Origin of the sequence: Fibrobacter sp. UWB10, from assembly GCF_900182935.1 — a bacterium.
GTDB classification, from domain to species: domain Bacteria; phylum Fibrobacterota; class Fibrobacteria; order Fibrobacterales; family Fibrobacteraceae; genus Fibrobacter; species Fibrobacter succinogenes_O.
Genome location: NZ_FXUE01000001.1, coordinates 839,716 through 861,528, shown reverse-complemented (window position 1 = coordinate 861,528; position 21,813 = coordinate 839,716). Strand labels below are relative to the sequence as shown.

Annotated in this window: 20 protein-coding genes; 13 read left to right on the top strand and 7 right to left on the bottom strand. The window is 49.6% G+C overall.

The genetic code is table 11. The features are described from left to right. Nucleotides 1-13: 13 nt before the first annotated feature. From QOL41_RS03560 to nifH, 4 genes are all read right to left on the bottom strand, one after another. Nucleotides 14-1,225, bottom strand: coding sequence for a DcaP family trimeric outer membrane transporter (locus tag QOL41_RS03560; protein ID WP_283428677.1), 1,212 nt, complete (start codon nt 1,223-1,225; stop codon nt 14-16). A 382-nt stretch (nt 1,226-1,607) separates the two neighbouring features. Next, the gene (locus tag QOL41_RS03555) at nt 1,608-2,954 is read right to left on the bottom strand and encodes a nitrogenase component 1 (RefSeq protein WP_283428676.1); all 1,347 of its coding nucleotides are present in this window, start codon (nt 2,952-2,954) and stop codon (nt 1,608-1,610) included. A 17-nt stretch (nt 2,955-2,971) separates the two neighbouring features. Further along, on the bottom strand, nt 2,972-4,576 hold the full coding sequence (locus QOL41_RS03550; RefSeq protein ID WP_072801409.1) for a nitrogenase component 1: 1,605 nt from the start codon (nt 4,574-4,576) through the stop codon (nt 2,972-2,974). An 11-nt stretch (nt 4,577-4,587) separates the two neighbouring features. After that, nucleotides 4,588-5,433, bottom strand: coding sequence for a nitrogenase iron protein (gene nifH, locus QOL41_RS03545; RefSeq protein WP_072977618.1), 846 nt, complete (start codon nt 5,431-5,433; stop codon nt 4,588-4,590). A gap of 449 nt (nt 5,434-5,882) precedes the next feature. On the opposite strand from nifH, the gene QOL41_RS03540 reads away from it, so the two are divergent. From QOL41_RS03540 to mnmA, 6 genes are all read left to right on the top strand, one after another. Next, on the top strand, nt 5,883-6,755 hold the full coding sequence (locus QOL41_RS03540) for a radical SAM protein (protein WP_073056572.1): 873 nt from the start codon (nt 5,883-5,885) through the stop codon (nt 6,753-6,755). Then, a complete protein-coding gene (locus QOL41_RS03535; RefSeq protein ID WP_072801406.1) occupies nt 6,748-7,158 on the top strand; it encodes a NifB/NifX family molybdenum-iron cluster-binding protein in 411 nt (136 codons plus the stop codon). Before QOL41_RS03540 ends, QOL41_RS03535 begins: the two co-directional genes overlap by 8 nt. 154 nt (nt 7,159-7,312) lie before the next feature. Next, the gene (locus QOL41_RS03530) at nt 7,313-8,155 is read left to right on the top strand and encodes a class I SAM-dependent methyltransferase (RefSeq protein WP_283428675.1); all 843 of its coding nucleotides are present in this window, start codon (nt 7,313-7,315) and stop codon (nt 8,153-8,155) included. A gap of 74 nt (nt 8,156-8,229) precedes the next feature. Continuing rightward, entirely contained in the window at nt 8,230-8,775 is a 546-nt protein-coding gene (locus QOL41_RS03525; RefSeq protein ID WP_283428674.1) for an RBBP9/YdeN family alpha/beta hydrolase, read from the top strand. A 111-nt stretch (nt 8,776-8,886) separates the two neighbouring features. Continuing rightward, on the top strand, nt 8,887-10,140 hold the full coding sequence (locus QOL41_RS03520; protein ID WP_283428673.1) for a hypothetical protein: 1,254 nt from the start codon (nt 8,887-8,889) through the stop codon (nt 10,138-10,140). Nucleotides 10,141-10,210: 70 nt separating this feature from the next. Next, nucleotides 10,211-11,299, top strand: coding sequence for a tRNA 2-thiouridine(34) synthase MnmA (mnmA, locus tag QOL41_RS03515; RefSeq protein ID WP_283428672.1), 1,089 nt, complete (start codon nt 10,211-10,213; stop codon nt 11,297-11,299). Nucleotide 11,300: 1 nt separating this feature from the next. On the opposite strand, the gene QOL41_RS03510 is transcribed toward mnmA, so the two are convergent. Continuing rightward, a complete protein-coding gene (locus QOL41_RS03510; RefSeq protein ID WP_088626798.1) occupies nt 11,301-12,206 on the bottom strand; it encodes a LysR family transcriptional regulator in 906 nt (301 codons plus the stop codon). A 156-nt stretch (nt 12,207-12,362) separates the two neighbouring features. Here QOL41_RS03510 and metE point away from each other — a divergent pair, with 156 nt between their 5' ends. The 4 genes from metE (at nt 12,363) to QOL41_RS03490 (ending at nt 17,945) form a co-directional block, all read left to right on the top strand. Further along, nucleotides 12,363-14,627: a 5-methyltetrahydropteroyltriglutamate--homocysteine S-methyltransferase gene (gene metE / locus QOL41_RS03505; protein WP_283428671.1), complete on the top strand. Its 2,265-nt coding sequence runs from the start codon at nt 12,363-12,365 to the stop codon at nt 14,625-14,627. A gap of 172 nt (nt 14,628-14,799) precedes the next feature. Next, nucleotides 14,800-16,476, top strand: coding sequence for a family 8 glycosyl hydrolase (locus QOL41_RS03500; RefSeq protein ID WP_283428670.1), 1,677 nt, complete (start codon nt 14,800-14,802; stop codon nt 16,474-16,476). Between the two features lie 105 nt (nt 16,477-16,581). Continuing rightward, nucleotides 16,582-17,565 (top strand): SIR2 family protein, encoded by a 984-nt coding sequence (locus QOL41_RS03495; protein WP_283428669.1) that lies wholly within the window; start codon nt 16,582-16,584, stop codon nt 17,563-17,565. A 56-nt stretch (nt 17,566-17,621) separates the two neighbouring features. After that, a complete protein-coding gene (locus QOL41_RS03490; RefSeq protein ID WP_283428668.1) occupies nt 17,622-17,945 on the top strand; it encodes a hypothetical protein in 324 nt (107 codons plus the stop codon). Nucleotides 17,946-17,953: 8 nt separating this feature from the next. On the opposite strand, the gene folD is transcribed toward QOL41_RS03490, so the two are convergent. Further along, the gene (gene folD, locus QOL41_RS03485) at nt 17,954-18,793 is read right to left on the bottom strand and encodes a bifunctional methylenetetrahydrofolate dehydrogenase/methenyltetrahydrofolate cyclohydrolase FolD (RefSeq protein ID WP_283428667.1); all 840 of its coding nucleotides are present in this window, start codon (nt 18,791-18,793) and stop codon (nt 17,954-17,956) included. 154 nt (nt 18,794-18,947) lie between these two features. Beyond that, the gene (locus QOL41_RS03480; RefSeq protein ID WP_173654870.1) at nt 18,948-19,169 is read right to left on the bottom strand and encodes a hypothetical protein; all 222 of its coding nucleotides are present in this window, start codon (nt 19,167-19,169) and stop codon (nt 18,948-18,950) included. Between the two features lie 297 nt (nt 19,170-19,466). Here QOL41_RS03480 and QOL41_RS03475 point away from each other — a divergent pair, with 297 nt between their 5' ends. The 3 genes from QOL41_RS03475 (at nt 19,467) to QOL41_RS03465 (ending at nt 21,813) form a co-directional block, all read left to right on the top strand. Then, nucleotides 19,467-20,369: an FKBP-type peptidyl-prolyl cis-trans isomerase gene (locus tag QOL41_RS03475; RefSeq protein WP_283428666.1), complete on the top strand. Its 903-nt coding sequence runs from the start codon at nt 19,467-19,469 to the stop codon at nt 20,367-20,369. Between the two features lie 194 nt (nt 20,370-20,563). After that, nucleotides 20,564-21,040 (top strand): RNA polymerase sigma factor, encoded by a 477-nt coding sequence (locus QOL41_RS03470; RefSeq protein WP_283428665.1) that lies wholly within the window; start codon nt 20,564-20,566, stop codon nt 21,038-21,040. Beyond that, on the top strand, nt 21,037-21,813 hold the full coding sequence (locus tag QOL41_RS03465) for a hypothetical protein (protein WP_283428664.1): 777 nt from the start codon (nt 21,037-21,039) through the stop codon (nt 21,811-21,813). The genes QOL41_RS03470 and QOL41_RS03465 overlap by 4 nt, the downstream gene beginning before the upstream one ends.

The following is a 21,813-nucleotide window of genomic DNA, read 5'->3' as shown; positions in this document are numbered from 1 at the left end:
CAAGCCTCCTTCGTTAGAAGCCATAAGTTGCAGAAAGTTGATAGCGGTTCAAGTCGGCTTCTTTCACGGTGCCGGCCGTTAGATAATCGGTTTGAATGTGCAAGTATTCAAATCCGAGCGAGAATGCATCGGTCAGGCTGTAGGTGGCGTTTGCGAAAACGGAAATATTCTGTTCGCGGCCGCCCACGGTTTCGATGTCATCGCGGTCCAGCTTATCAATGCCCGCACCTGCGTTAATTGCCAGTTTTTGGATCAGTTTAGCTTGCAGGGCAAACCAACCACCGTATGCCTTGATGCTCTTGACGCTTTCGGGGTCTTCGGTGTTGGCGACAAATCCACGACCGATGCCGGCAGCGTATGTATCCAGGTTTTCACCGACGAATCCTTCGCCAAGGAAGGTGATTGCGCTTGTGATGGGGAGAGTCAAGTCGACGTTAGCAGACCAAGTAGGAATATTCTTGGTGTCGCCCGTTGCGTCCAAGTCGATTTCTTCTTGTCCGTAATGGCCAGAAACGCCCAAACCAGCCTTCTTGTTTTCAACCCACAGCGGAAGCGCAATGCCGATGCGGCCCTGGAAAGTAGGAATGTCGGCGTCGGTACCGGTTTCCGAGGCAGAGGAGGAGTTGTACGGTTGGTTTTCACCAATGGTGCGGACAACAGCGGCGGCAATATCCACGGAGCCTTCACCAACAGGAATTTTCTCGGTGAGTCTTAGCTGAGCTCTACGAAGGCCTGCGTCGCCGGAGTTATTGAGAACGCCTGCGTTAAGCGTGGGGGTTACCAACGGAGAAATCACGTCCCAAGTTTGACCGCCCAAAATAGAGAAGCCAGTCTTGCCGAAAGAAATTTCACCGTAGCCGTGGCGGAGACGCGGATTGGGATTGTTGGCGGAGCCGCCGCCGTAAAAGTCTACTTCGACTTTACCGTTGGCCTTGAAATAGGTCGTGTCGCTACCGCTCGAAAGATTGAAACCAATTCGAGTCAGGTTCGGAGTCAAGTGCCAGCCACCATCGTTTTCATTGGTGATGTCAGAAGCGGCAACAAAATTGGCGAAGTTACCGTTATTGCTCTTGGAATCTTCGTAAGCGGCGTTGAGAGAAGCAAAACCGTAGAGTGTTGCGGTTACGCCGGTTTTTGTGGTGACCGAAATCGGTTCGGCAGCGAAAGAGGTGATTGCAGATAAAAGGATAATCTTGGCAGCAATATTTTTCGAATTGATATTCATTTATAAATCTCCTGATTGAAAATTTTTATGAGTTGAGCAACCATGCAAAAAACCTTTTTTGCACGACTTGATTAAATTTTGTTTGGTGGGGTTGAGTGCTTACTGGCGAATGCCTTGAGCAAAATTATAAAGTCTACACATATAGGTATCCTCGTTCTGATTTGTTTGCTCTTCGGAACATGACGTTCTCGAATTTTTGTACGACAAAAGTAGAAATAAAAATGAGTTTGTAAAATACTTTTTCTTTATAGCTTAATATAGGGTTAGGCTTGAACAGATGTCGTGACAAAAAGTGACTTTGATGTTTTTAAGAAAATGCCGCCTGAATAATCAAGCGACATTTATTTGGAGAGTAAAAAGAATTGTTTAATTTGTCTTGAAATTATTTGCCACCGACAGAAGTGCTATAAATCTTTTCGAGCAAATTAAGCGCACCCTTGTAACCAACGAAGCTGCGATTAATAATCAACGTTTCGCTGGACGGCGGAGTAATTTCAAAAAGCAGTGCATTCTTTTCGTTGGCGATATTGATTTCCCACGAAGAGGCAAGAATCAAAGGCTTTCCAGAAGAGAAATTCACTTCCTTAATAGACTTTTCAATCAGGTAGCCATCTTCTTCGAATTCCACGTCGACATCGACACCTTCGCTAATGTTGTGGAAGGCGTTTTCGATTTGTTCGCGGAATTTCTGCGGAGGATCGTCACTGATGATTGCCTTGCGCGGAATAAGGCCGATTTGGTCCACGAGGAACTTGGTGTAGGCAAGCGTGTAGGCGGAATCTGCGGTAATGGCAAATTCGCTGGGCATACCGAACCAGTATTCGGCGAAGAATTCAGAGAAGTGTTCCAGATAGTAGTAATAGATTCTGTTTTCTTCCTTGATGAACTTTTCGCTCTGTTCCTTGTCAATTCCGGCAAATTCGACAACTTTACGGATAAATTCGCTTGTCGCTTCGGCGCCGAGAGGAATTTCAGGAATGTGCAGGAACGGCTGACCGTATTTTTCCTGGAGGTGTTCTGCGTTTCGAACGCCCACCCACGGAGAAATCACCAAGTTGAATTGGGCCTCAGGAATGCGCAACCAGTCCGCGACACCGTTATTTTCGGGTCCGAAGGGAACATTGACTTCAAAACCGGCACCACGGAGAATACGGGCAATTTCCTGATAGTCTCCGCGCCAGTTCTGGTTGTAGTAGGGCGTTTCGAACCAAAGGTTTACCAGGCCCTTTTTGCGTTCGCCGCTGTAATCGCCCACGAACTGGTCGACGATAGCGTTTACGACTTCTTCGTGACCGAAAAGGTTGTTACCCTTGAAGCCGGCAGTATCGACAGACACAATCGGGTAACCCAAATCGCGGTAATTGCGCACCAACGTGGAAACGTCATCACCGATAAGGCCGCCCACGCAACCGGTAAGCACAACGTAGAGGTCACCGTTGAAAACCTTGAGCGTCGACTTGATCAACTGATCCAAAGTCTTGATGCCGCCAAAAACGATGTCGTTTTCGGTAGAGTTTGCACTCGGCATGTTGCCGGCACCGGCATAAATGCTGCCCTGGAAACCGTTTTCGAACGTGAGGAATGCGGTTTGCTTAAGCTGGCAGCCCGGAGAGCAGTTGGCAATAGGAACTGCACCCTTAATAGCGACAACAGTATGAGATGCACCAACTGCGCAAGCGTATCGGGGGTCCGAAATAGAATTACTTTTTTTCTTTTGAATTGTAGCCATTGTTAAAAATCCCCTTGTTATGCGCTGGTCGAATTGGATTCTGTGCCAATTTTCAGTTTGAGATTTCTCGGTTCCGGCAAATCTTCAAGTGCTTCCGGATGGTGTGTCAGGTAGAACGGATCGTCCTGAGCAAGCCACCAGTCGGAATACGGAAGTTTCACGTTGCGTTTAAGCACCTGGTTAAACTTGGTACGTGCAATCACGCCCTTGAGCATTTCGCCGATACGGAGAATGCCCTGATAGCCCACCGGAATATGTTCGTCGCCCATGGTAAGGGTCGGGAATCCGAGATGGCCCGCGACAGAGGCGAGACCCGGATGGCGAATGAGCAAGAAGTCTGTCTTGGCGCGTTTCAGAAGCTGCGGAAGCTGGAAGGCGCGAGTCTTACTGACGGTATAGTGCGGAATGTCGCCGTAGGTTTCGACCAATTCCTTCAAGGTATCCTGATGTTCGCCACCGCCGTCGTAAACGGGGTCGTGGTGGAACACGAGTGCAGCGTCGTGGCCGATTCCCAGTTCCGAAAGCACGCTGATAAGGCCGTGTGCGTATGCAGAACCCGTCATCACGATGCCGTTCTTGCCCTTGAAAAATTCGCGGAGTTCGGCAAGCTTCGGGGCAATGCGCTTGTGTTCGCTTTCGATGTATTCTTCGGCTTCTTTTTCTTTGCCGACAACCTTTGCGATAGCGCGAAGCCATGCATCGGTACCCTTGATGCCGTAAGGCTGCGGAGCGTCAATCTGCGGAACACCGAAAGATTCTTCGAGAGCCGTCGCCATGTAGCCGCCCAACGTATCGCAAAAGGTAGCGGTAGCGACTGCTTCGGAGGCCTGGCGAATTTCTTCGAAAGAGGCGGTATCCAAAAGGTAGTTTACGCGCAGTCCAAGCGGAGCAAGCATTTCGGAGAAATAGTCCGAACCCCAGAGGGCAACGATGTTGATCAAGTCATTCTGCTTTTTGGTCGGGTGGCGTTCCACAATCTGGCGAAGCACACCATGGAAAGCGACGTCGAAACCCGTAGACCAGTGCTTGGAACGGAAACCTTCGCAATGCAGCGGAATAATAGGCACGCCAACTTCCGGTTCCATTTCTTCGGCAATAGAATCGATGTCTTCGCCAATAATAGCGGTAGCGCAAGCCATACCGATGAAAATCGCCTTAGGGTTAAAGCGTTCCTTTGCGTCAAGGATGGTTTGGCGGAGCTTTTCAGAAGCGCCGAAAACCATGTCCTTTTCTTTCAGGTTCGTGCTGATGTTCAGCGTATTCTGCAGGGGCTTTCCACGACGACGAAGGCCGTTATGCATAGAGAGGTTAAACTTGGAGTTCTCGCCACTGCAACCGATAGGAGAATGGTCAATCAGGGCGCAGTCCGTAAGGTTTCCCACCTGGCACTGCACAATCGCATTAGAGCACATAGTCTCTTGGTTCAGCGGGGAATTCAATTCGCAAAGTTTGCAGCCCGAGCCCTTGCCCGCGCAACCGCCATGCTTTTTCGCACTGCGTTCGTCGTAGGCCGATTCCTTAATCAAATCGCTCGCCTTGCCGTCCCAGCCGATAATCGTACCCAGTCGATATTCGCGGTTTTCGACTGAGGTCATGTTCAAATTAATATTAGTCTTGGCCATGAACCCTCACATTAAATCTGGTAGTCTTTTTCCATCATGCCGTAATCGATGAGAATCTGTTCCAAACGATCCTGCGTCATCGGGGTCGGAATGGTAAAGAGTTCATTTTCGTCGATATTCTTGGCGAGTTCACGGTAGACGTTTGCCTGGCTGGACTTAGGTTCGAATTCAATCACGGTCTTCTTGCGGATTTCGGCCTGCTGCACAATGTTGTTGCGCGGCACGAACTGAATGAGCTGCGTATTGAGTTCCTTGGTGAATGCACGGAGTAGGTCAAGTTCGTTATCCACATTACGGCTATTACAGATGATACCGCCCAAGCGCACTTCGCCGTGCTGGGCATACTTGGCGATACCCTTACAAATATTGTTTGCCGCATAAAGGGCCATCATTTCGCCGGAGGCCACGATGTAAATTTCCTTGGCCTTTCCTTCACGAATCGGCATGGCGAAACCGCCGCACACCACGTCGCCCAACACATCGTAGAAAACGTAATCAAGGTCTTCGGTATAGGCACCGAGCTGTTCGAGCATGCTAATTGAGGTAATAATGCCACGGCCTGCGCAACCCACGCCCGGTTCCGGGCCACCGGATTCTACACAACGCACGCCCTTGAAGCCGACCTTTTCAAGGTCAGAAAGCTGAATTTCGGTTTTGTTGTCACGAATGGTGTCAAGCACGGTCTTTTGATGAAGGCCGCCGAGCAAAAGGCGAGTAGAGTCTGCTTTGGGGTCGCAACCGACCACAAGAACGTGTTTCCCCTGTTCTACAAGGCCTGCGGTCAGGTTTTGAGTCGTGGTGGACTTACCGATGCCACCCTTTCCGTAAATAGCGATTTGACGTAATTTCTTAGACATGTTATCGTGTCTCCTTGATGTTTTCCTACAAAAATACTAGGCAAAGGCAAGTTAGAATTAAAGTCAACTCTTTCCAATACTTTTTGAACCCGTTTAGTCAAAAAAAATCACTTTTTTTAAGTTGTTATAAATTCCGCTTATAACCCTTATTAGCGTGAATCTATTGCGCATGCGAAAAAGTATTTTGCGATAGCGAACGCCTATAACATGCGTTAGCATAAAGCTATCGCTCTCTCAAAAAAATGAACTTTTTTTATTTTCGCTCTTGGATTCATATTGAATTTGACAATTCTGTTTTTTAACTTTATAGCCATACTTCTTTGGCTAAGAAGTTAAAGCATTAATCACGCTACAGAACGCTAGGCAAAACGTTCACAATATTTAATACAAACTAAATCGGTTCTTTGCCGATCATTTTTGTGCAAGGTTTACATACCTTGCGAGGTTTTATGGCAACCAGTCAAGAAACAGTTTTTAGAGAACACCCGTGTTTTGGTGCTTGCAAAAACCGAAAGGGGCGCATTCATTTGCCAGTCGCCCCAGGTTGCAACATCGAGTGCCGTTTTTGTGATAGGCGCATTAACGAAGATGCTCAGGTACCGGGAAACACGAGTAAGGTGATTAAGCCCGAAGAGGCATGTGGTTACATCCGCAAGGCATTGGAATTCGTGCCGGAACTTACGACAGTGGGAATCGCAGGCCCAGGCGACACCTTGGCAACTCCTTTTGCACTAGATACATTCCGCTTGGTAAAAAAGGAATTCCCGCAGCTTATTCGCTGCATGAGCACCAATGGGCTTTTGCTGAATGACAAGGCAGACGAAGTCATTGATGTGGGCATTGATTCGCTCACGGTTACGGTGAATGCCGTGGACCCTGAAATCGAGGCGATGATCAATGCAAGAATTTTCTACCACGGTAAAACCTATACGGGCGTAGAAGCCGCAGAAATTCTGATTCACAACCAGCTCGAAGGCATTCGCAAAGTCGCAAAGAGTGGAACGCTTATCAAAGTGAATACGGTTCTTTGCCCAGGCATTAACGACAAGCACATCGAAGATGTGGCGGCCACCGTGCGCGAAGCGGGCGCCATCATGTACAATATCATTCCGTTGATTCCGCAAAACGGCTTTAAGGATATTCCTGCTCCGACACCGAAAACTCTTGCGATTGCGCAGGAGCAGGCGGGAGTGTTCATCAACGTATTCAAGCATTGCGCCCATTGCCGTGCCGATGCCGTTGGCGTCCCAGGCGTTTACGATGTCGGCGCGCAAATCTACATGGACCGTATCCGTGTAAAGGAGACTTTCTCTCATGGCTAAATATAGAGTTGCAGTCGCCACAAACGATGGCGAAAATGTCAATGTTCACTTTGGGCATGCCGCGGCGTTCGACGTCTACGAAGTCGATGAAGAAAGCGGAAAATTTGAAAAAGTCGAGGTCCGCGTTAAGCCGGAGCATTGCGACGGCACATGCGGCGATGGTGCTTGCGGTCAGCGAGATGTGGAACGTTCATCCATGTTCTCGGCAGCAAAGAATCTAGCCGATCTGGATTATGTTCTCTGCTCGCAGCTTGGCCCGCAGGCGGTGCAGGCTTTAACGCGCTTTAATGTGCGCGCTTTCGACATTGCGCTCCCCATCGCCGAAGCGATTGCCAAAATCAACGTATACCGCAAAAAGATTGCGGAACGTACCCAAAGACTCAAGGGATTACAGGATAAATAAAATGCTGCCTCTGATTGTAGAATTTTGTTGTAAGAACGGCCGATGTTGACGGGCGTTTATTGCGGTATTCATTTTGTCGCCCGTGTATGGTTAGCCTACGCGGGCGTTTCTTATGGGCTAAGGCCCTCAACTAAAATTTTAAAAGGATAATACAATGGAAAGTTTAACAGCAAAATTATGCGCATTTGCCCGTGCCTGGCATTCTCTACAATCGGACCATACCGTTTTCAATGACTTTTTGGCGTTCGACCTGATGGGCCGCGAGGAGTACGAAAATGTATCGCGCTTGATTCTAAAGCGGTTTCCGCAGGAATCAGAAAATTCGGTCGAATATTTCAACCGGAAATACTTCCTCCCGATTGTACTTTCGAGGAGTCGCTTCGCTGAAGATCGCGTAAAGCTCCTTGCCCGTTCGGGAAAGATTCAATATGTAATTTGCGGTGCGGGCGTAGACACGTTCTCGTTCCGCAACAAAGACCCGAATGTCGAAGTTTTTGAACTGGATTTGCTTCCGACGCAAAGCTACAAGAAAAATCGCATTCGCGAACTCAAGTGGAGCGTTTCGGAGAATGTCCATTTTGTGGCGATCGACTTCAGCAAGGACAGCATTGTCGAAAGACTTGTCGCAAATGGCTTTGACTGCAAAAAGCCGACAGTTATTAGCATTCTGGGCGTCTCATATTACCTTCCGCTTCCTGTTTTTGCAGAAACCGTGTGCCAGTTTTCAGAGATTGCATCAACCGGCATTTCGATTGTATTTGATTACCTGCAAAAAGATGCGTATTCGAATTCGGTTCAGGAATTGCGAAAAATTGTTGCTGATTGCGGTGAAACCATGGCCGAAGGCTACTTGGACCGCGAAGTTTTCGAGGTGCTTGAGCGTTACGGATTCAAGGTCGACGAATTTCTCGGCGAAAATGCGCTACAGCAGCGGTATTTTCTGATGGGAAACCTGAAGGCGTTCGATTCCGTGCGCCTGATTGCAGCGGTAAAGTAGGCAAAACGGCATTAACGATTTTGCGGAGTCTTTGTTTTTATACTATTTTTATAGGAAAGAAAAGGACCTCTCGAATGCACTACTTGATTGTTCCCGGTTTAAATAATTCTGGCCCGAGCCATTGGCAAACTTTCTGGACCAAAAGCCTGCCTAGCGCAAGTCGCGTTTTTCAGCATTGTTGGGATAAACCGCAAAAAGAAGATTGGATTGCGACACTCGATGAAGCTGTCCGCCAGCTGAAGGACGACACGATTCTGGTTTCACATAGTCTGGGCGTCGTAACGACGGCTCTTTGGCTTTTGCGTGCGAAGCAGCAAGGGAATCTTCCGGCGAATATCAAGGGGGCCTTCCTTGTGGCCCCTGCCGATGCCGACGCGGTCGATGTCATCAAGAACTTTGCTCCGATGCCTACCGAAAAATTGCCGGTGCCCGTTTGCATTGTGGGGAGCGAAAACGACCCGTACATGACTCCCGAGCGTACGAAATTCTTTGCCGAGGCGTGGGGCGCAAAGTTGTTTAACGCAGGCGCGCTAGGGCACATCAATTCCGATTCAAATTTGGGCGAATGGGAACAGGGACGTGCATTTTTGGCCGAATTCGAAAAGGGCTTGTCGCTATAGCGTTTGTAATGTTTAGTTAAGCATTAAGGAATAATGTTGTACGAAAAATAATCCCTGAAGCGCGTTAAAAAAAGTTATCTTGTGCGCGGTTTTTTAAAAAGCGGGTTAGGGATGAATCGTCAGCAGCGCGAAGAGCTTCTTGATAGCATCAATCTTTTAGAAAATAGCCGAGATGAATATCTTCATTCCTATGCTGGCGTGAGTGTTCACGATCGCACGGTCAGGTCGGTGCAGTTGCGTAAGGCTCTCGAAAATGTGAAGCGGCCTTTTGCGCAGTTGTGCGAAAAGATGAAAACGTGCGATTGGCTGTATTTGCCTTTCGATTTGCCGGAACCTGCCCGCGTAAGAGAATCCGAGTTGACCTATTTCGGATTTCCGCCCAAGACGCTTTCGCAGTTAATCATGTTGATTGCTGCGTCTATCAAAAAGCAGAATGTCACGGTTCTCTCTATTTGCACGAGAAACCTTGCTGTATACGAGATGATGTTTGGCTTTTGGAATGCCCCGCAGAAAGATAATTTGGATGAACGTGTGGCGGCCATTACCGAAGCGGAAGAAAAGACATGCGCTTTGTTCGATAAGGCGTCAGAAGAATTCGAAAGAATTCTGAAGATGACAGACCTGGTGAAGGCCCAGATGGTATCTGTGTCAGAAGCGGAGCAGAGTGCGAAAGCCAAGTCGGCGGAGGCGACAGAAAAGGTTGCCGAGATTCAGTCGCTAACAGAACAACTGGATGCCCGAAAGCAGGGCTTGGAAGAACTGAAAGAATCTTTGATGCTCAGGATGACTGATGCCGAAGATAAAGATAGGCAATTTGCCGAAAAAATTGAATCTGCTCAGAATTTGATTGACCAGGCTTGCGCCAAGATTTCTGAAATCGATAGCATGACGGAAAATAGCTTGAAGGATGTTCAGGCTTGTTTGAATACGTCTAACGAGAAGGTGGAAGAAATCAAGAAGATGACGGACTTTGTGGGCGGCGGTTCCCTGGGTGGCAGCTTTAGCAAGAGAAAGCGAAACCTTGGCCGAAAGGCGCGTACTTGGCTGTTCCTGAGTCTGGTGCTGTTCGGCGGTGGCTCCTGGTGGGTCTATAGCGTGTTTACCCGTTTCGGCGTGCATACGGATTCTGTATGGGCCGATGTGGTGATCAATGTCACCATGTCTTCGATGGCGGTATTTGCGCTGATCTTTGCCTTGTGGGAATACGGCAAGGAACGCAAACTGCAAGAAGAGTACGCTTTTAGGGAGACCATTGTATTGACCTTGACGGCATGCCTGGAACAGCTGGATGCCTGCAACCGTGATGACGTGAAAAAGCTGCTTTCGGACACAGTCGAAAAACTCTGCTCGAAATTGCCGGTATAATTTTTAACGATATCTAGGTATCGAAAAACTTTATTAGACATTTGTTTTGGGGACTTCTACATTTGGCCAAATGGCAAAAAGAGTAGCAGTCGGTTTATCGGGCGGTGTAGATTCCGCCCTTTCGGCGTACCTGTTGCAAAAGCAGGGGTATGATGTGGTGGGACTCACCATGGCAACGTGGGACGGCTCGGTGAATATGCCTGCCGTAGAAGGCCGCGAAGGTTGCTATGGCCCGAGCGAAGACAAGAATATTGCCGAGGCAAAATTGGTGGCGGACCGCTTGGGAATCCCGCATTATGTAGTGGGCGTTGCCGACGAATACCGCCGCAAGGTGCTGGATTATTTCCGCGCCGAATACCGGAATGGTCGCACACCGAATCCATGCGTGCGCTGCAATCAGTCGATTAAATTCGGGGCGTTGCAACTGGCCGCCCGCAAAATGGGAATTGAATTTGACCATTTTGCCACGGGGCATTACGCGCGTCTCGATTTCCGGAATCCGGATGTTCCGTTCTTGTATCAGGCTAAAGATACCCGCAAAGATCAGACCTACTTTTTGTCGCGACTTTCGGCGGAGCAGCTTTCGACCGTGCTGTTCCCGCTGGGTGGAATGCACAAGGACGATGTGAAGGCGCTTGCCGCTGAAATCGGCTGGAATGATTTTGCCGAAAAGCGCGAAAGCCAAGATTTTATTGAATGCGGCGATTACTCGGTGCTGTTCGAAGAATCGGATCAGGTGCCGGGCGACTTTGTAGATGTAACTGGCAAGGTGCTGGGCAAGCACAAGGGGATCGTGAATTACACCGTGGGCCAGCGCAAGGGCTTGAACATTGGTGGGCAAAAGGAGCCGCTTTATGTTGTGGCAATTGATGCGGCGAAGAATCAGGTGGTGCTCGGCCCGCGCGAAGCGCTTTCTTGCATGGAAGTTTCTGCGAACGATTTGAATTTGATGGTCAGCGAAAGTTCTCCGCTTTTAAAGGGCGACCTTTCGGCGCATATCCGTTTAGGCCACAAGGGCGCCAATGCCCGCATTGTAGATATCGATGCGAACCGAATCAAGGTCGCTTTCGATGAACCACAATTTGCATCGGCGCCGGGCCAGATTTTGGTGCTTTATGCTGGCGATGGCGTTGTCGCCTCCGGCGTGATTGAAAAGTAATTTATTTGCAGTGTCGCATAAGTGCGGCAATATATGCTTTGGCGTAGCGCGATGGCGTTACGCCTTTTCGCATCACGTAACCGATGGTCATTTTGTCGTGAACATCGAGTTGTCTTGCGATAATGTTGCGGCCGTTGAGCTTATGGCTAATCACGCCGGAACAAATGGTATAGCCGTCAAGACCGATAAGTAAGTTGAAAAGGGTGGCACGGTCGCGAACCTTGATATTGCGCGGGCAATCGAAATCAATGGCGGTTAGGGGCTCTTCGGCAAAGTAGAACGAGTTGAAATCGCCCTGTTCGTAGGTTAGGTACGGATACGGCTTTAAGTCTTCCAGCGTGATTTTTTCTTTCTTGGCGAGCGGGTTTTTAGACGACATAAACACGTGCAAAGGGGTCGCAAAGAGCTCTTCAAAGACCAAATTGTTCTTTTGAATAAGTTTTTTTATGACTTTTTCGTTCTTGTCGCTCAAATAAAGTACGCCAATTTCGCTTTTTAGCTTCGCAATATCGTCAATAATTTCATTAGTTTGGGTCTCTCGGAGCGTGAAATCGTAGCTCGGACCGCCGAATTTTCGGATGACATCGACGAATGCGTTGACCGCAAAAGAGTAATGCTGACAGCTCACGGAGAAGATGGTGTTGCCACTTTTGCCACCCTTGTAGCGGTCTTCCATGAGGGTCGCTTGTTCCAAAACTTGCCTTGCGTAAGAAAGGAATTCATCACCCTCGTTAGTGATCGTGACGCCTTTATTGGAGCGGTTAAAGATGGTGACGCCCATTTCTTCTTCGAGGTCGTGAATGGCCGCCGTAAGGCTCGGTTGCGAGATGAATACGCGCTTGGATGCTTCGGTAATATTGCGCGTATCGGCGATGGCGATGGCGTACTTAAGTTGTTGTAAAGTCATAGGGCTTTCTTATAGCTAGTTATTCAAATGTTTTTGTTTGCTCCATAGGAAAAATCTATGGTGAATGCGTAAAAAATAGTATTTTACCGATGGTGAAAAAGGAGATATATTTGGCGGCGTAATCGAAAAACAAACAAAAAAGGTAGGTTAAACACTATGAGCAATAAAAAAACATCTGTAATCGGTTTCCCGCGTATCGGTAAGGCCCGTGAACTCAAGTTTGCAAGCGAAAAGTTCTTTAAGGGTGAAATCTCCGAAGCTGAACTCCAGAACGTCGCCGCCGAAATCCGTCAGTATGGTTGGCAGAAGCAGAAGGCCGCAGGTATCGACTTTATTCCGTCGAACGACTTCTCTTTCTATGATAACGTTCTCGACACTGCATTCTTGTTCGGCATTGTTCCGGAACGTTACAAGAGCCTGAACTTGAGCACGCTCGAAAAGTATTTCGCAGCCGCTCACGGTTACCAGGGTGAAAAGGGCGACGTGAAGGCCCTCCCGATGAAGAAGTGGTTCAACACGAACTACCACTATATTGTTCCGGAAATCGATGACGCTTCTGAATTCAAGGTAGACGGTTCCAAGCCGGTGCAGGAATTCAATGAAGCAAAGGCTGCCGGAATCCAGACCGTGCCGACTTTGATTGGCGCATACACGTTCCTCCGCTTGGCCCGCTACAACGGCAAGAAGCAGGCGAAGGATTTCGCCGCCTCTGCAGTAGCCGCTTACGCAAAGGTCGCTGAACTGCTCGCCGCTGCCGGTGCCGAATGGATCAGCTTTGCCGAACCCGCCTTGGTGTTCGACGTGACCGCCGAAGAAAAGCAGCTCTTCAAGTCTATTTATGTGGAACTCATCAAGAAGGTGCGTGCCGCAGGCCTCAAGATTGCCTTGCAGACTTACTTTGGCGATATCCGCGATGTGTATCAGGATGTGGCTGCCCTCGGTTTCGATGCCCTCGGTCTTGATTTTGTCGAAGGCCTCAAGTCGCTGGAACTGATCAAGTCTGGTTTCCCGAAGAATACGCTCTTGCTCGCCGGTGTCGTGAACGGCAAGAACATCTGGCGTGCCGATTACGCACAGAAGAATGCCTTGCTCGCTGAAATCGAAAAGGCTGTCGGTGCAGAAAACGTAGTGGTCGGAACCTCTTGCTCGCTGTTGCATGTGCCGTATACGGTCGCTGCTGAACAGAAGCTTCCTGCTGAAACGCTCCGTCACTTCGCCTTCGCCGAAGAAAAGCTCGTTGAACTTGCTGAACTTGCAAGCGGTGACGCCGCTGCCCTTGAAAAGAATAAGGCCTTGTTTGCTACTCCGCGTGTGCAGGCGAACGCCAAGGTGCAGGCTGAACTTGCCGCCCTCAGTGCCGCTGACTTTGAACGCAAGCCGAGCCGCCTTGAACGTCGCGAAGTACAGAAGGCTGAATTCAAGCTGCCCGCATTCCCGACGACCACAATCGGCTCCTTCCCGCAGACGGCTGAAGTCCGCGCAAACCGCGCCGCATTCCGCAAGGGTGAAATCTCCAAGGAACAGTATGTAGAATTCAACAAGAAGAAGATTGCCGAATGCATCAAGCTGCAAGAAGAAATCGGCCTCGACGTGATTGTCCACGGTGAATTCGAACGCAATGACATGGTGGAATATTTCGGCACGAAGATTGACGGCTTTATCTTTACGCAGAACGCTTGGGTGCAGAGCTATGGCACTCGTTGCGTGAAGCCGCCTGTAGTTTGGGGCGACGTGAGCCGCAGTGCTCCGATTACCGTTGAATGGTCTGTATACGCCCAAAGCTGCACCAAGAAGCCGGTGAAGGGCATGCTCACGGGCCCGGTGACGATTCTCAACTGGTCTTTCCCGCGCGAAGATGTTTCGCTGAAGGTGCAGGCTCAGGAAATCGGCTTTGCTATCCGCGATGAAGTCCTTGATCTTGAAAAGAACGGCATTCGCATTATCCAGATTGATGAAGCCGCCCTCCGCGAAAAGTTGCCGCTCCGCAAGAGCGACTGGCACAAGGAATACCTCGATTGGGCCATTCCGGCATTCCGCCTGGTGCATGCCAAGGTCAAGCCCGAAACGCAGATTCACACGCACATGTGCTATAGCGAATTCAACGACATCGTGCGTGATATCGACAACATGGATGCCGACGTGATCACCTTCGAAGCGAGCCGTTCCGACCTCAAGCTGCTTGACGCCCTGAACGAAGCCAAGTTTGAAACTCAGGTGGGCCCGGGCGTGTATGACATTCACTCTCCGCGCGTTCCCTCGGAACAGGAAATTGTGGACGCTCTCCACAAGATCATTGCAAAGGTCCCGCAGCAGAATGTGTGGGTGAATCCCGATTGCGGCCTCAAGACCCGCGGCGAAACCGAAACGACGGCAAGCCTCAAGAATCTTGTGGCTGCTGCCAAGAAATTGCGCGCCGAATAAGCCGTAAAAAACGCTATAAATGCAAGAAGACCTCGCCTGTATACAGGGCGGGGTTTCCTTTTGTAAACAGAATCCCGTTGTTTTTGTGTACAACGCCAATTGCTCCCTGTCTAGTGCATTTCATTGTCTGCACAGCTATATTATAGTGGGTATTTTAATTAGGGAGTATTATATGAAAAGCTATTCCAAGCTTGCTATGGCTTCTATAGCCTTGTTGTTGGGCTCTTCGGCTGCTTTCGCTGCCGACAAAACCTACGCTGGAACATTCTTTGATGAAAACGGAGCCTACTACGGCCCGGATTGCGAAAAGGACGGATCCCAGCTGAATGGTTCTTATTACACCGGTGATTACACCAGCCCCTTCAAGACCTACCTGGGTAAGACTGACGCAGAAATCCAGGAAAAAATGGATGAAATGTGGAACCATTACTTCAAGGGCGATAACAATTCCAAGGTGTTCTACGATAACGGTAACGAAGGCTACATCAAGGACATCAACAATAACGACGTTCGCTCCGAAGGTATGTCTTACGGTATGATGATTGCCGTGCAGACTGGCCACAAAGAAGAATTTGACAAACTCTGGAACTGGGCCAAGAACCACATGTGGCATAAGGGCGGTGACTGGGACGGTTACTTTGCTTGGCAGCGTGGCGACAACGGCATGGGCGGTGACGACAACTGCGCACCCGATGGCGAAATGTACTTTATGATGTCCCTCTTGTTCGCAGCAAACCGCTGGGACAACGATCAGTACAGAAAGGATGCTCTGTACATCATGGACAAGATGTGGAACAACCCGAGCCACAAGCTTTTTAACCAGGGCAACTACATTATCGTGTTCCAGCCGCTTGGCAACGGAAACGATTTCTCTGACCCGTCTTATGACTTGCCCGCTTACTTGGAACTCTTCTCCCGCTGGGCAGAAAAGGATACCGACAAGTGGAAAAAGGCTGTGTCCGCTGCTCGTGAACACCTTTACAAGTCTTCTAACACGAGCTCCGGTTTGTTCGCAGACTACAGCTCCTTCAATGGTCAGCCGCAGTCCTATTCTTATAACTCGAATTCGACCAAGTACATGTACGACGCCATGCGTTGCGCTATGAACTTCGGTATGGACTACTACCTGTTCGGTGCTGACTCCACCAGAGAAATTGAAATGGCTACAAGAATCATCAATTTCTTTGAAAAGGACGGCTACCAGCACGCTCGCTTTAACTGGGATGGTTCCAATCCGCAGGAACAGTACACGCAGGGTGAAGCCGGTGCAAACGCTGTTGCCGCTATCGCTTTGAGAAGCACCTCGGGCTCCGAAGATAAGATCAAGAAGAATCTCCAGAACGCTTGGGACACCAAGCTGATGACCGGTCAGTACCGCTACTACGATGGCTTGGTACATTACCTCGCCATGCTCCACTTGAGCGGCAATTTCAAGATTTGGAAGCCGAAGCCGACTGTTGAATCTGAAGAAAAGACCATTAACGAAACTGAAATCAATGGCGTGACCTATAACGCTGGCGACAAGATCGACTACTTTGAGGGCTGCAAGCTTTACAAGGCTACCATTGCTGCAAAGACCACTCCGGATACCTCCGTTACTACTCCGGATACTTCTACCATCGCAATTGGTGCAAATGTCGCCCTGAACAACAATGTTCGCGTGTGGTCGACGAATGGTGCAATCTATATCGAAAATGCACCGGCTAACTCCAAGTATACTGTTACAGACATCAACGGCCGCGTTCTGAGCGCAGCAAGAACCAGTTCTTCCACCCAGGAAATCCGCTTGGCTAACAGGGGCGTGATGTTTGTAATCGTTGGCAACAAAACCTATAAGATTAGAAAGTAATCCTTTTTGATCTTATACCATGCAAAGAGCAGGGTGGTCCTCCGACCACCCTGTTTTTTTATGAGCTGTTGATATACTTCGCTCAAATTATTATACATTAAAGGTATGGATATCGCATCGAGTACATACCGGCGGATTTTTGTACTGGGCTCCGGGTTTAGCAAGTCGTTTTGCCCGCAAATGCCCACGCTCCGCGACCTGAACGAACTGATTCCTTTCGGAATTTCAGACGAGTTCCCGCACCTGCGCGACTACTGCAGGCGTTTTCTGGAACTTTGCAATAATCAGGCGGAATACCTGAATATCGAAACGCTTTCGACGTCTATTTTGTCGGCGCAGATTTTCCCGGGTGTGCGAGAAAGCCTTTATCATTCGAGCTTGCGTTTTGAACTGCTGCGCTTTATTGCGGGCGCGATTCGCCACGACCATGCGGTAGATTCTGAATCGGCGACTATTCTCCGCAAGTTCTTGGCGGGCTGCGTAAATTGCCCGAGCGAGGGCGTGCGCGATACCTTGCTGCTCAGCTTTAATTACGACACGCTGATTGAAAATATCATTGCCGACGACCCCAAAATGGGCGCGACTGTGGCGGTGGATTACGGTGTGCGTATTGACCCTGCCGACCGCAGTGCAGTTCGTGCGCCGCGGACGCATTCAGTGGACTTAATCAAGTTGCACGGCTCCTTGAACTGGTACCCTGTCAAGGGGGCCTCTGACCCGCTCGATTTAAAGAATGTGTGCCAGGTGGAACCTTGCGACCGCAGTTTCCCGATTTACCGCGAAGACACTCCGATTTATATTCCGATGGCACATGCCAAGGAATCGTTCTTGCGCGGGAGCTTGTTTAATTTGTTGTGGAGCAAGGCCGATTACTACCTCAAGAATGCTCAGGAAATTTTCTTCTTGGGTTATGGATTCCCGAAGTCCGACATGAACAATCTGGAATTCTTGCTGAGGCATCGTGACCGCTTTAAGAAAGTGGTGGTGTTCGAACGCGAAGGCCACCCCGATTTGGAACGCTTGCGTGCGCTGTTGGGCGATACCTTGGTGCAGTCCATGGATGCCAAGGAATTCTTGACCAAGTTCTAGAACGGCCTGATCCGCTCCGCTAAGGTCTTGCTATATTTTGCACAGAGGGTGCAAAAATGAAATTCTTTGGATTGGTCATATTTATGCTTGCGGGCATCACATGTGCCCAGTTGGTGCAAAAGAAGGCTCCTACGGCTGCCGATTCTATTAATTTAGGCAACAAGAAAGGTCCGATTGTCTATGCGGATCCTAAAGAAAACGAAAAGTCTGCTATGAAAGATGCGACTGTCGAAATGGACAGTCGCAAGATTTCAAACGATTCTACTGTTGGAACGTTGATTGGTGTCGGAGCCGAATTCGTGGGCGATATGATGAAAGGCATGCTTTCGCCCAATTCAGCTGAAACCGACGCCGTCGAACTTGAACGGACTCGCCGTTAGCTCAACAATTATCCCAAGTATTTTTCGCCGGATTCCACGCTCTGGTAAATGAGCGTGTTGATGGTCATGGGGCCCACACCGCCCGGAACCGGAGTGTAAGCGGATGCCACGTCGTCAAGGCCCTTTTCGATATCGCCGACGCCACCCGGATGGTAACCGGCATCGACCACGACTGCGCCCTGCTTGATCCATTCCTTCTTGATAAATTCCGGCTTGCCGACGGCACCCACCAGGATGTCCGCTTGCTTCACGTATTCGGGGAGATTTTCAGTCTTGCTGTGGCAAATCGTCACCGTGCAGTCCGCGTTCAAAAGCATCATGGCCATGGGCTTGCCGAGGATGGCGCTACGGCCAACCACAACGGCGTGCTTGCCGGCGAGAGGAATGTTGTAAGCCTTCAGCAGACGCATAATGCCAGCAGGCGTTGCGCAACCGTAAGCGGGTTCGCCCATAGCCATGCGGCCAAAGCCGAGGCAGGTTACGCCGTCTACGTCTTTACGGGCGTCGATGGCTTCGAATGCGGCGCGTTCGTCAATGTGGCGCGGAACCGGGTGCTGCAACAGAATACCGTGCACGTCGCGGTTTTCATTCAATTCCTGAATCTTGTTGAGGAGTTCTTCGGTGGTGGTGTTCTTCGGAAGCACCACGCGAATGCTTTCCATGCCCACGCGGGCGCAGGCGTTGCCCTTCATCTTCACGTAAGTGGCGCTGGCCGGGTCATCGCCCACAAGAATCGTTGCAAGGATCGGGGTCTTTCCCGTCTTTTCCTTGAGCTTTGCCACGCGGGCGCTGAGTTCTTCTTCTGTGGTCTTGGCGAGTGCCTTGCCGTCTAAGATGAGTGCTGCCATAAGTGTCTCCGGTGCGCGGAATGCGCGATGTTATTGCGCAAAGATAGAATTGTTTTGGTTGTTAGTCATTAGTTTTTAATTGATGGAAAAAAATAAAGCCCCGCAAAAAAGCGAGGCTGCAAAAAATGAAAAGCTGTAAGTTCTTCGTAAAATCTTAGAACATGTCCTTGAGAGACGGAACCAAGGAGCAAACGATCACCCACGGGTAGGAAAGAGAACCCTTAAGCCAACCAGTCTTGGCAGGGCTCGGCACCACAGGAGCGCTGCTCGTGCTGACCATGTTATCCAACGAGCTGCGAACACTTTCGATGGAATTGTCGAAAGCTTGCTTGTTGGCAGAGGCCGAGTTGATGAAATTTTTGAAACGGTAGTTCATACAATTTCCTTATTTTTCTCACTCTTATATGTAAATTTAGTAACAAAAAGCTGTTCGTGCAACCCCTTTGTAAACCCCTGTTTACTGCATTTGTGTAAATAAAGTTGTTGTCTGTTTGGATAAAAGCTGTGAAATTTTGCTAAAAACGGCAATTTTTGTTTAAAAATTGTTTTGTGAAATCGGAATTTTGTACTTTTTAGGTCAAAAAGATTGTTCTAAAAAGTGTTCACGCTCCGTTCCTCCTTACGTTTTCTACTTTTTAGTGTGTCGTAAATCACTGATTTTCAAAAGGTTAAAATGAAATTCAAGCCAAATTTTTATGCTGTTCTGCCTATTTTGGGTATTTTCGTTGCTTGTGGTGGTGGTCAAAAGCCTGCTGTGGATCCTGAAGCCCAGGCTGATACCACGGCCGTATCTAAGTCTGCATTGCCTGACATGAACAACCCGACAGACCGTTACAGCTATGCGCTGGGTATGGATTTGGGCAAGGCTATTGCCAATGTGAACGTGCCGCTGAATATGGATGTGCTCATGGGCGCAATCAAGGACCAGGTGGATGCAGACCGCCCGGTGCAAATGACCGATTCTACCGCTGAATCTGCCTTGCAGGATTTGTTGCTGCAGATGCAGAAGAAGAAGGAATCCGACGAAAAGGCTCAGGCCCAGAAGGCGCTTGATGAACAGAAGGAATTCCTTGCCAAGAACGCGAAGGATTCTACCATCAAGCTGACTCCGAAGGGTGTGCAGTACAAGATTCTTAAGGAAGGTACGGGCCTTGTTCCCAAGGTGAGCGACAAGGTTCAGGTGCACTATATTGGCGCGCTGCTTGACGGCACGGAATTCGACAATAGCGTGAAGCGCGGTGAACCGCTGGAATTCCCGGTGAGTGCCGTGATTGAAGGCTGGCAAGATTTGCTCCAGATGATGAAGGAAGGCATGAAGGTGAAGGCCTGGATTCCCAGTGGCTTGGCCTACGGTGAAGCAGGCGTGCCGCCGATGATTCCGGCGAATGCAATGCTCGTGTTCGAAGTGGAGCTTTTGAAGGTTTATGCTGAAGTGCCTGCTGTTGACAGCACTGCCGTGCCCGTAGCCCCTGCAGCCGCTCCTGCTGCTGAACCGGCCAAGGCCGAAGCTAAGCCGGCAGAGAAAAAGCCGGAAGCCAAGCCTGCCGAAGCTGCAAAGCCCGCTCCCAAGAAGTAAAAACTGGCGTTTGCTAAATATTTATACGGATATTGCCCCGCGCAAGCGGGGCTCATTTTTTTCTCATTCGGCTAATCTCTAACCACTTCCTACTGCCTACTGTCTACTTCCTACTATTTTTTTAAATTTGCGGTGACACTTTTAACTTCCTCTAGTGTTACAATGGTATGAACGGGAAAAATCTCCTTGATCGCATGGCATTTTCGAAACTGTACGAGGCGTTCGCCCCGATGGTGTACAGGCGTTGTGTCTTTTTGCTCAAGGACGATGCCGAAGCCAAGGACATGGTTCAGAACGTGTTCTTGCGCGTGTATGAACGCGTGGATTCCCTGGATTTGTCACAGCCGTCGAGCTTGCTGTGGAATACGGCGACCAGGCTCTGCCTGAACCGCATTCGCGACAAGAAACGCCGCGGATTGGACTGCGATTCGAGCGAACTTTTGCTCACCATCGCCTGCGCCGAAGAAGATGACAGCCACGAAGCCAGCGGAATTTTGGCAAAGATTTTCTCGAAGGAGCAGGAATCGACCCGAACGATTGCGACGCTGCATTATGTAGACGGCATGACTTTGGAAGAAACTGCTGAAACCGTTGGACTTTCGGTGAGCGGAGTGCGCAAGCGTTTACGTACCCTGCAGGCCAAAATCAAGAATCTGGAGGTTGAAAGATGACTACCGTCAATAAAATTTCCGATTTCAAACTGGAACGTTACCTACTCGGGGAACTTCCGGAAAGTGAAATGAAGGCTTTGCAACAGCGCGAAGCCGAAGATCAAATTTTTGCTGCCCGCGTGGCCGAAATGCGTGAACAGGGCAAGCGCTTTGTGGCGGAAAATCCGTTTGAAGCACTTGCAGACCGTATGGACGCCGTAGATGGTCGTATCGCTGACGTTTCTCGCAATCAGGTGAGTGGCTTGTGGCTTAAGGTTGCCGCGGCGCTTGTGATTGCTCTTGGCATATTCTCGGTGGTTGTGTTGAACCGCGACGTTGCTACTTATGACCGCGATTCCGCTTCGATGGAAGTGGCCATGGCTAACACCGATGACGGCACGCGCATCAAGGGTATGCAGGCTTCGCTTGAAGTTTGGAAAAAGATGGGCGACAGCGCCGTGCAAATGGTGAACCTGGGCAACGCCTACGAAGGCGACGAAATCCAGCTGCGCTATCGCGTTCCGCAAAAATGCTTTGGCATGCTCTTGAGTATGGATGGCAACGGAACCATCACCATGCACATGGGCGAGGGCAATAGTGCCATTGAACTGGAACCCGGCAAAATGACGACGCTTCCGTTTGCCTACAAGCTCGACAATGCGCCGAAATTCGAAAAGTTCTTCTTGCTTACGTCCGAAAAATCCTTTACGGTTGACGGAAACGATATCGACAAGAGTTTGAAGCAGAACGGAGTGGAAACGGTTTCGTTCACGCTTCGCAAGGTGGGAAAATAA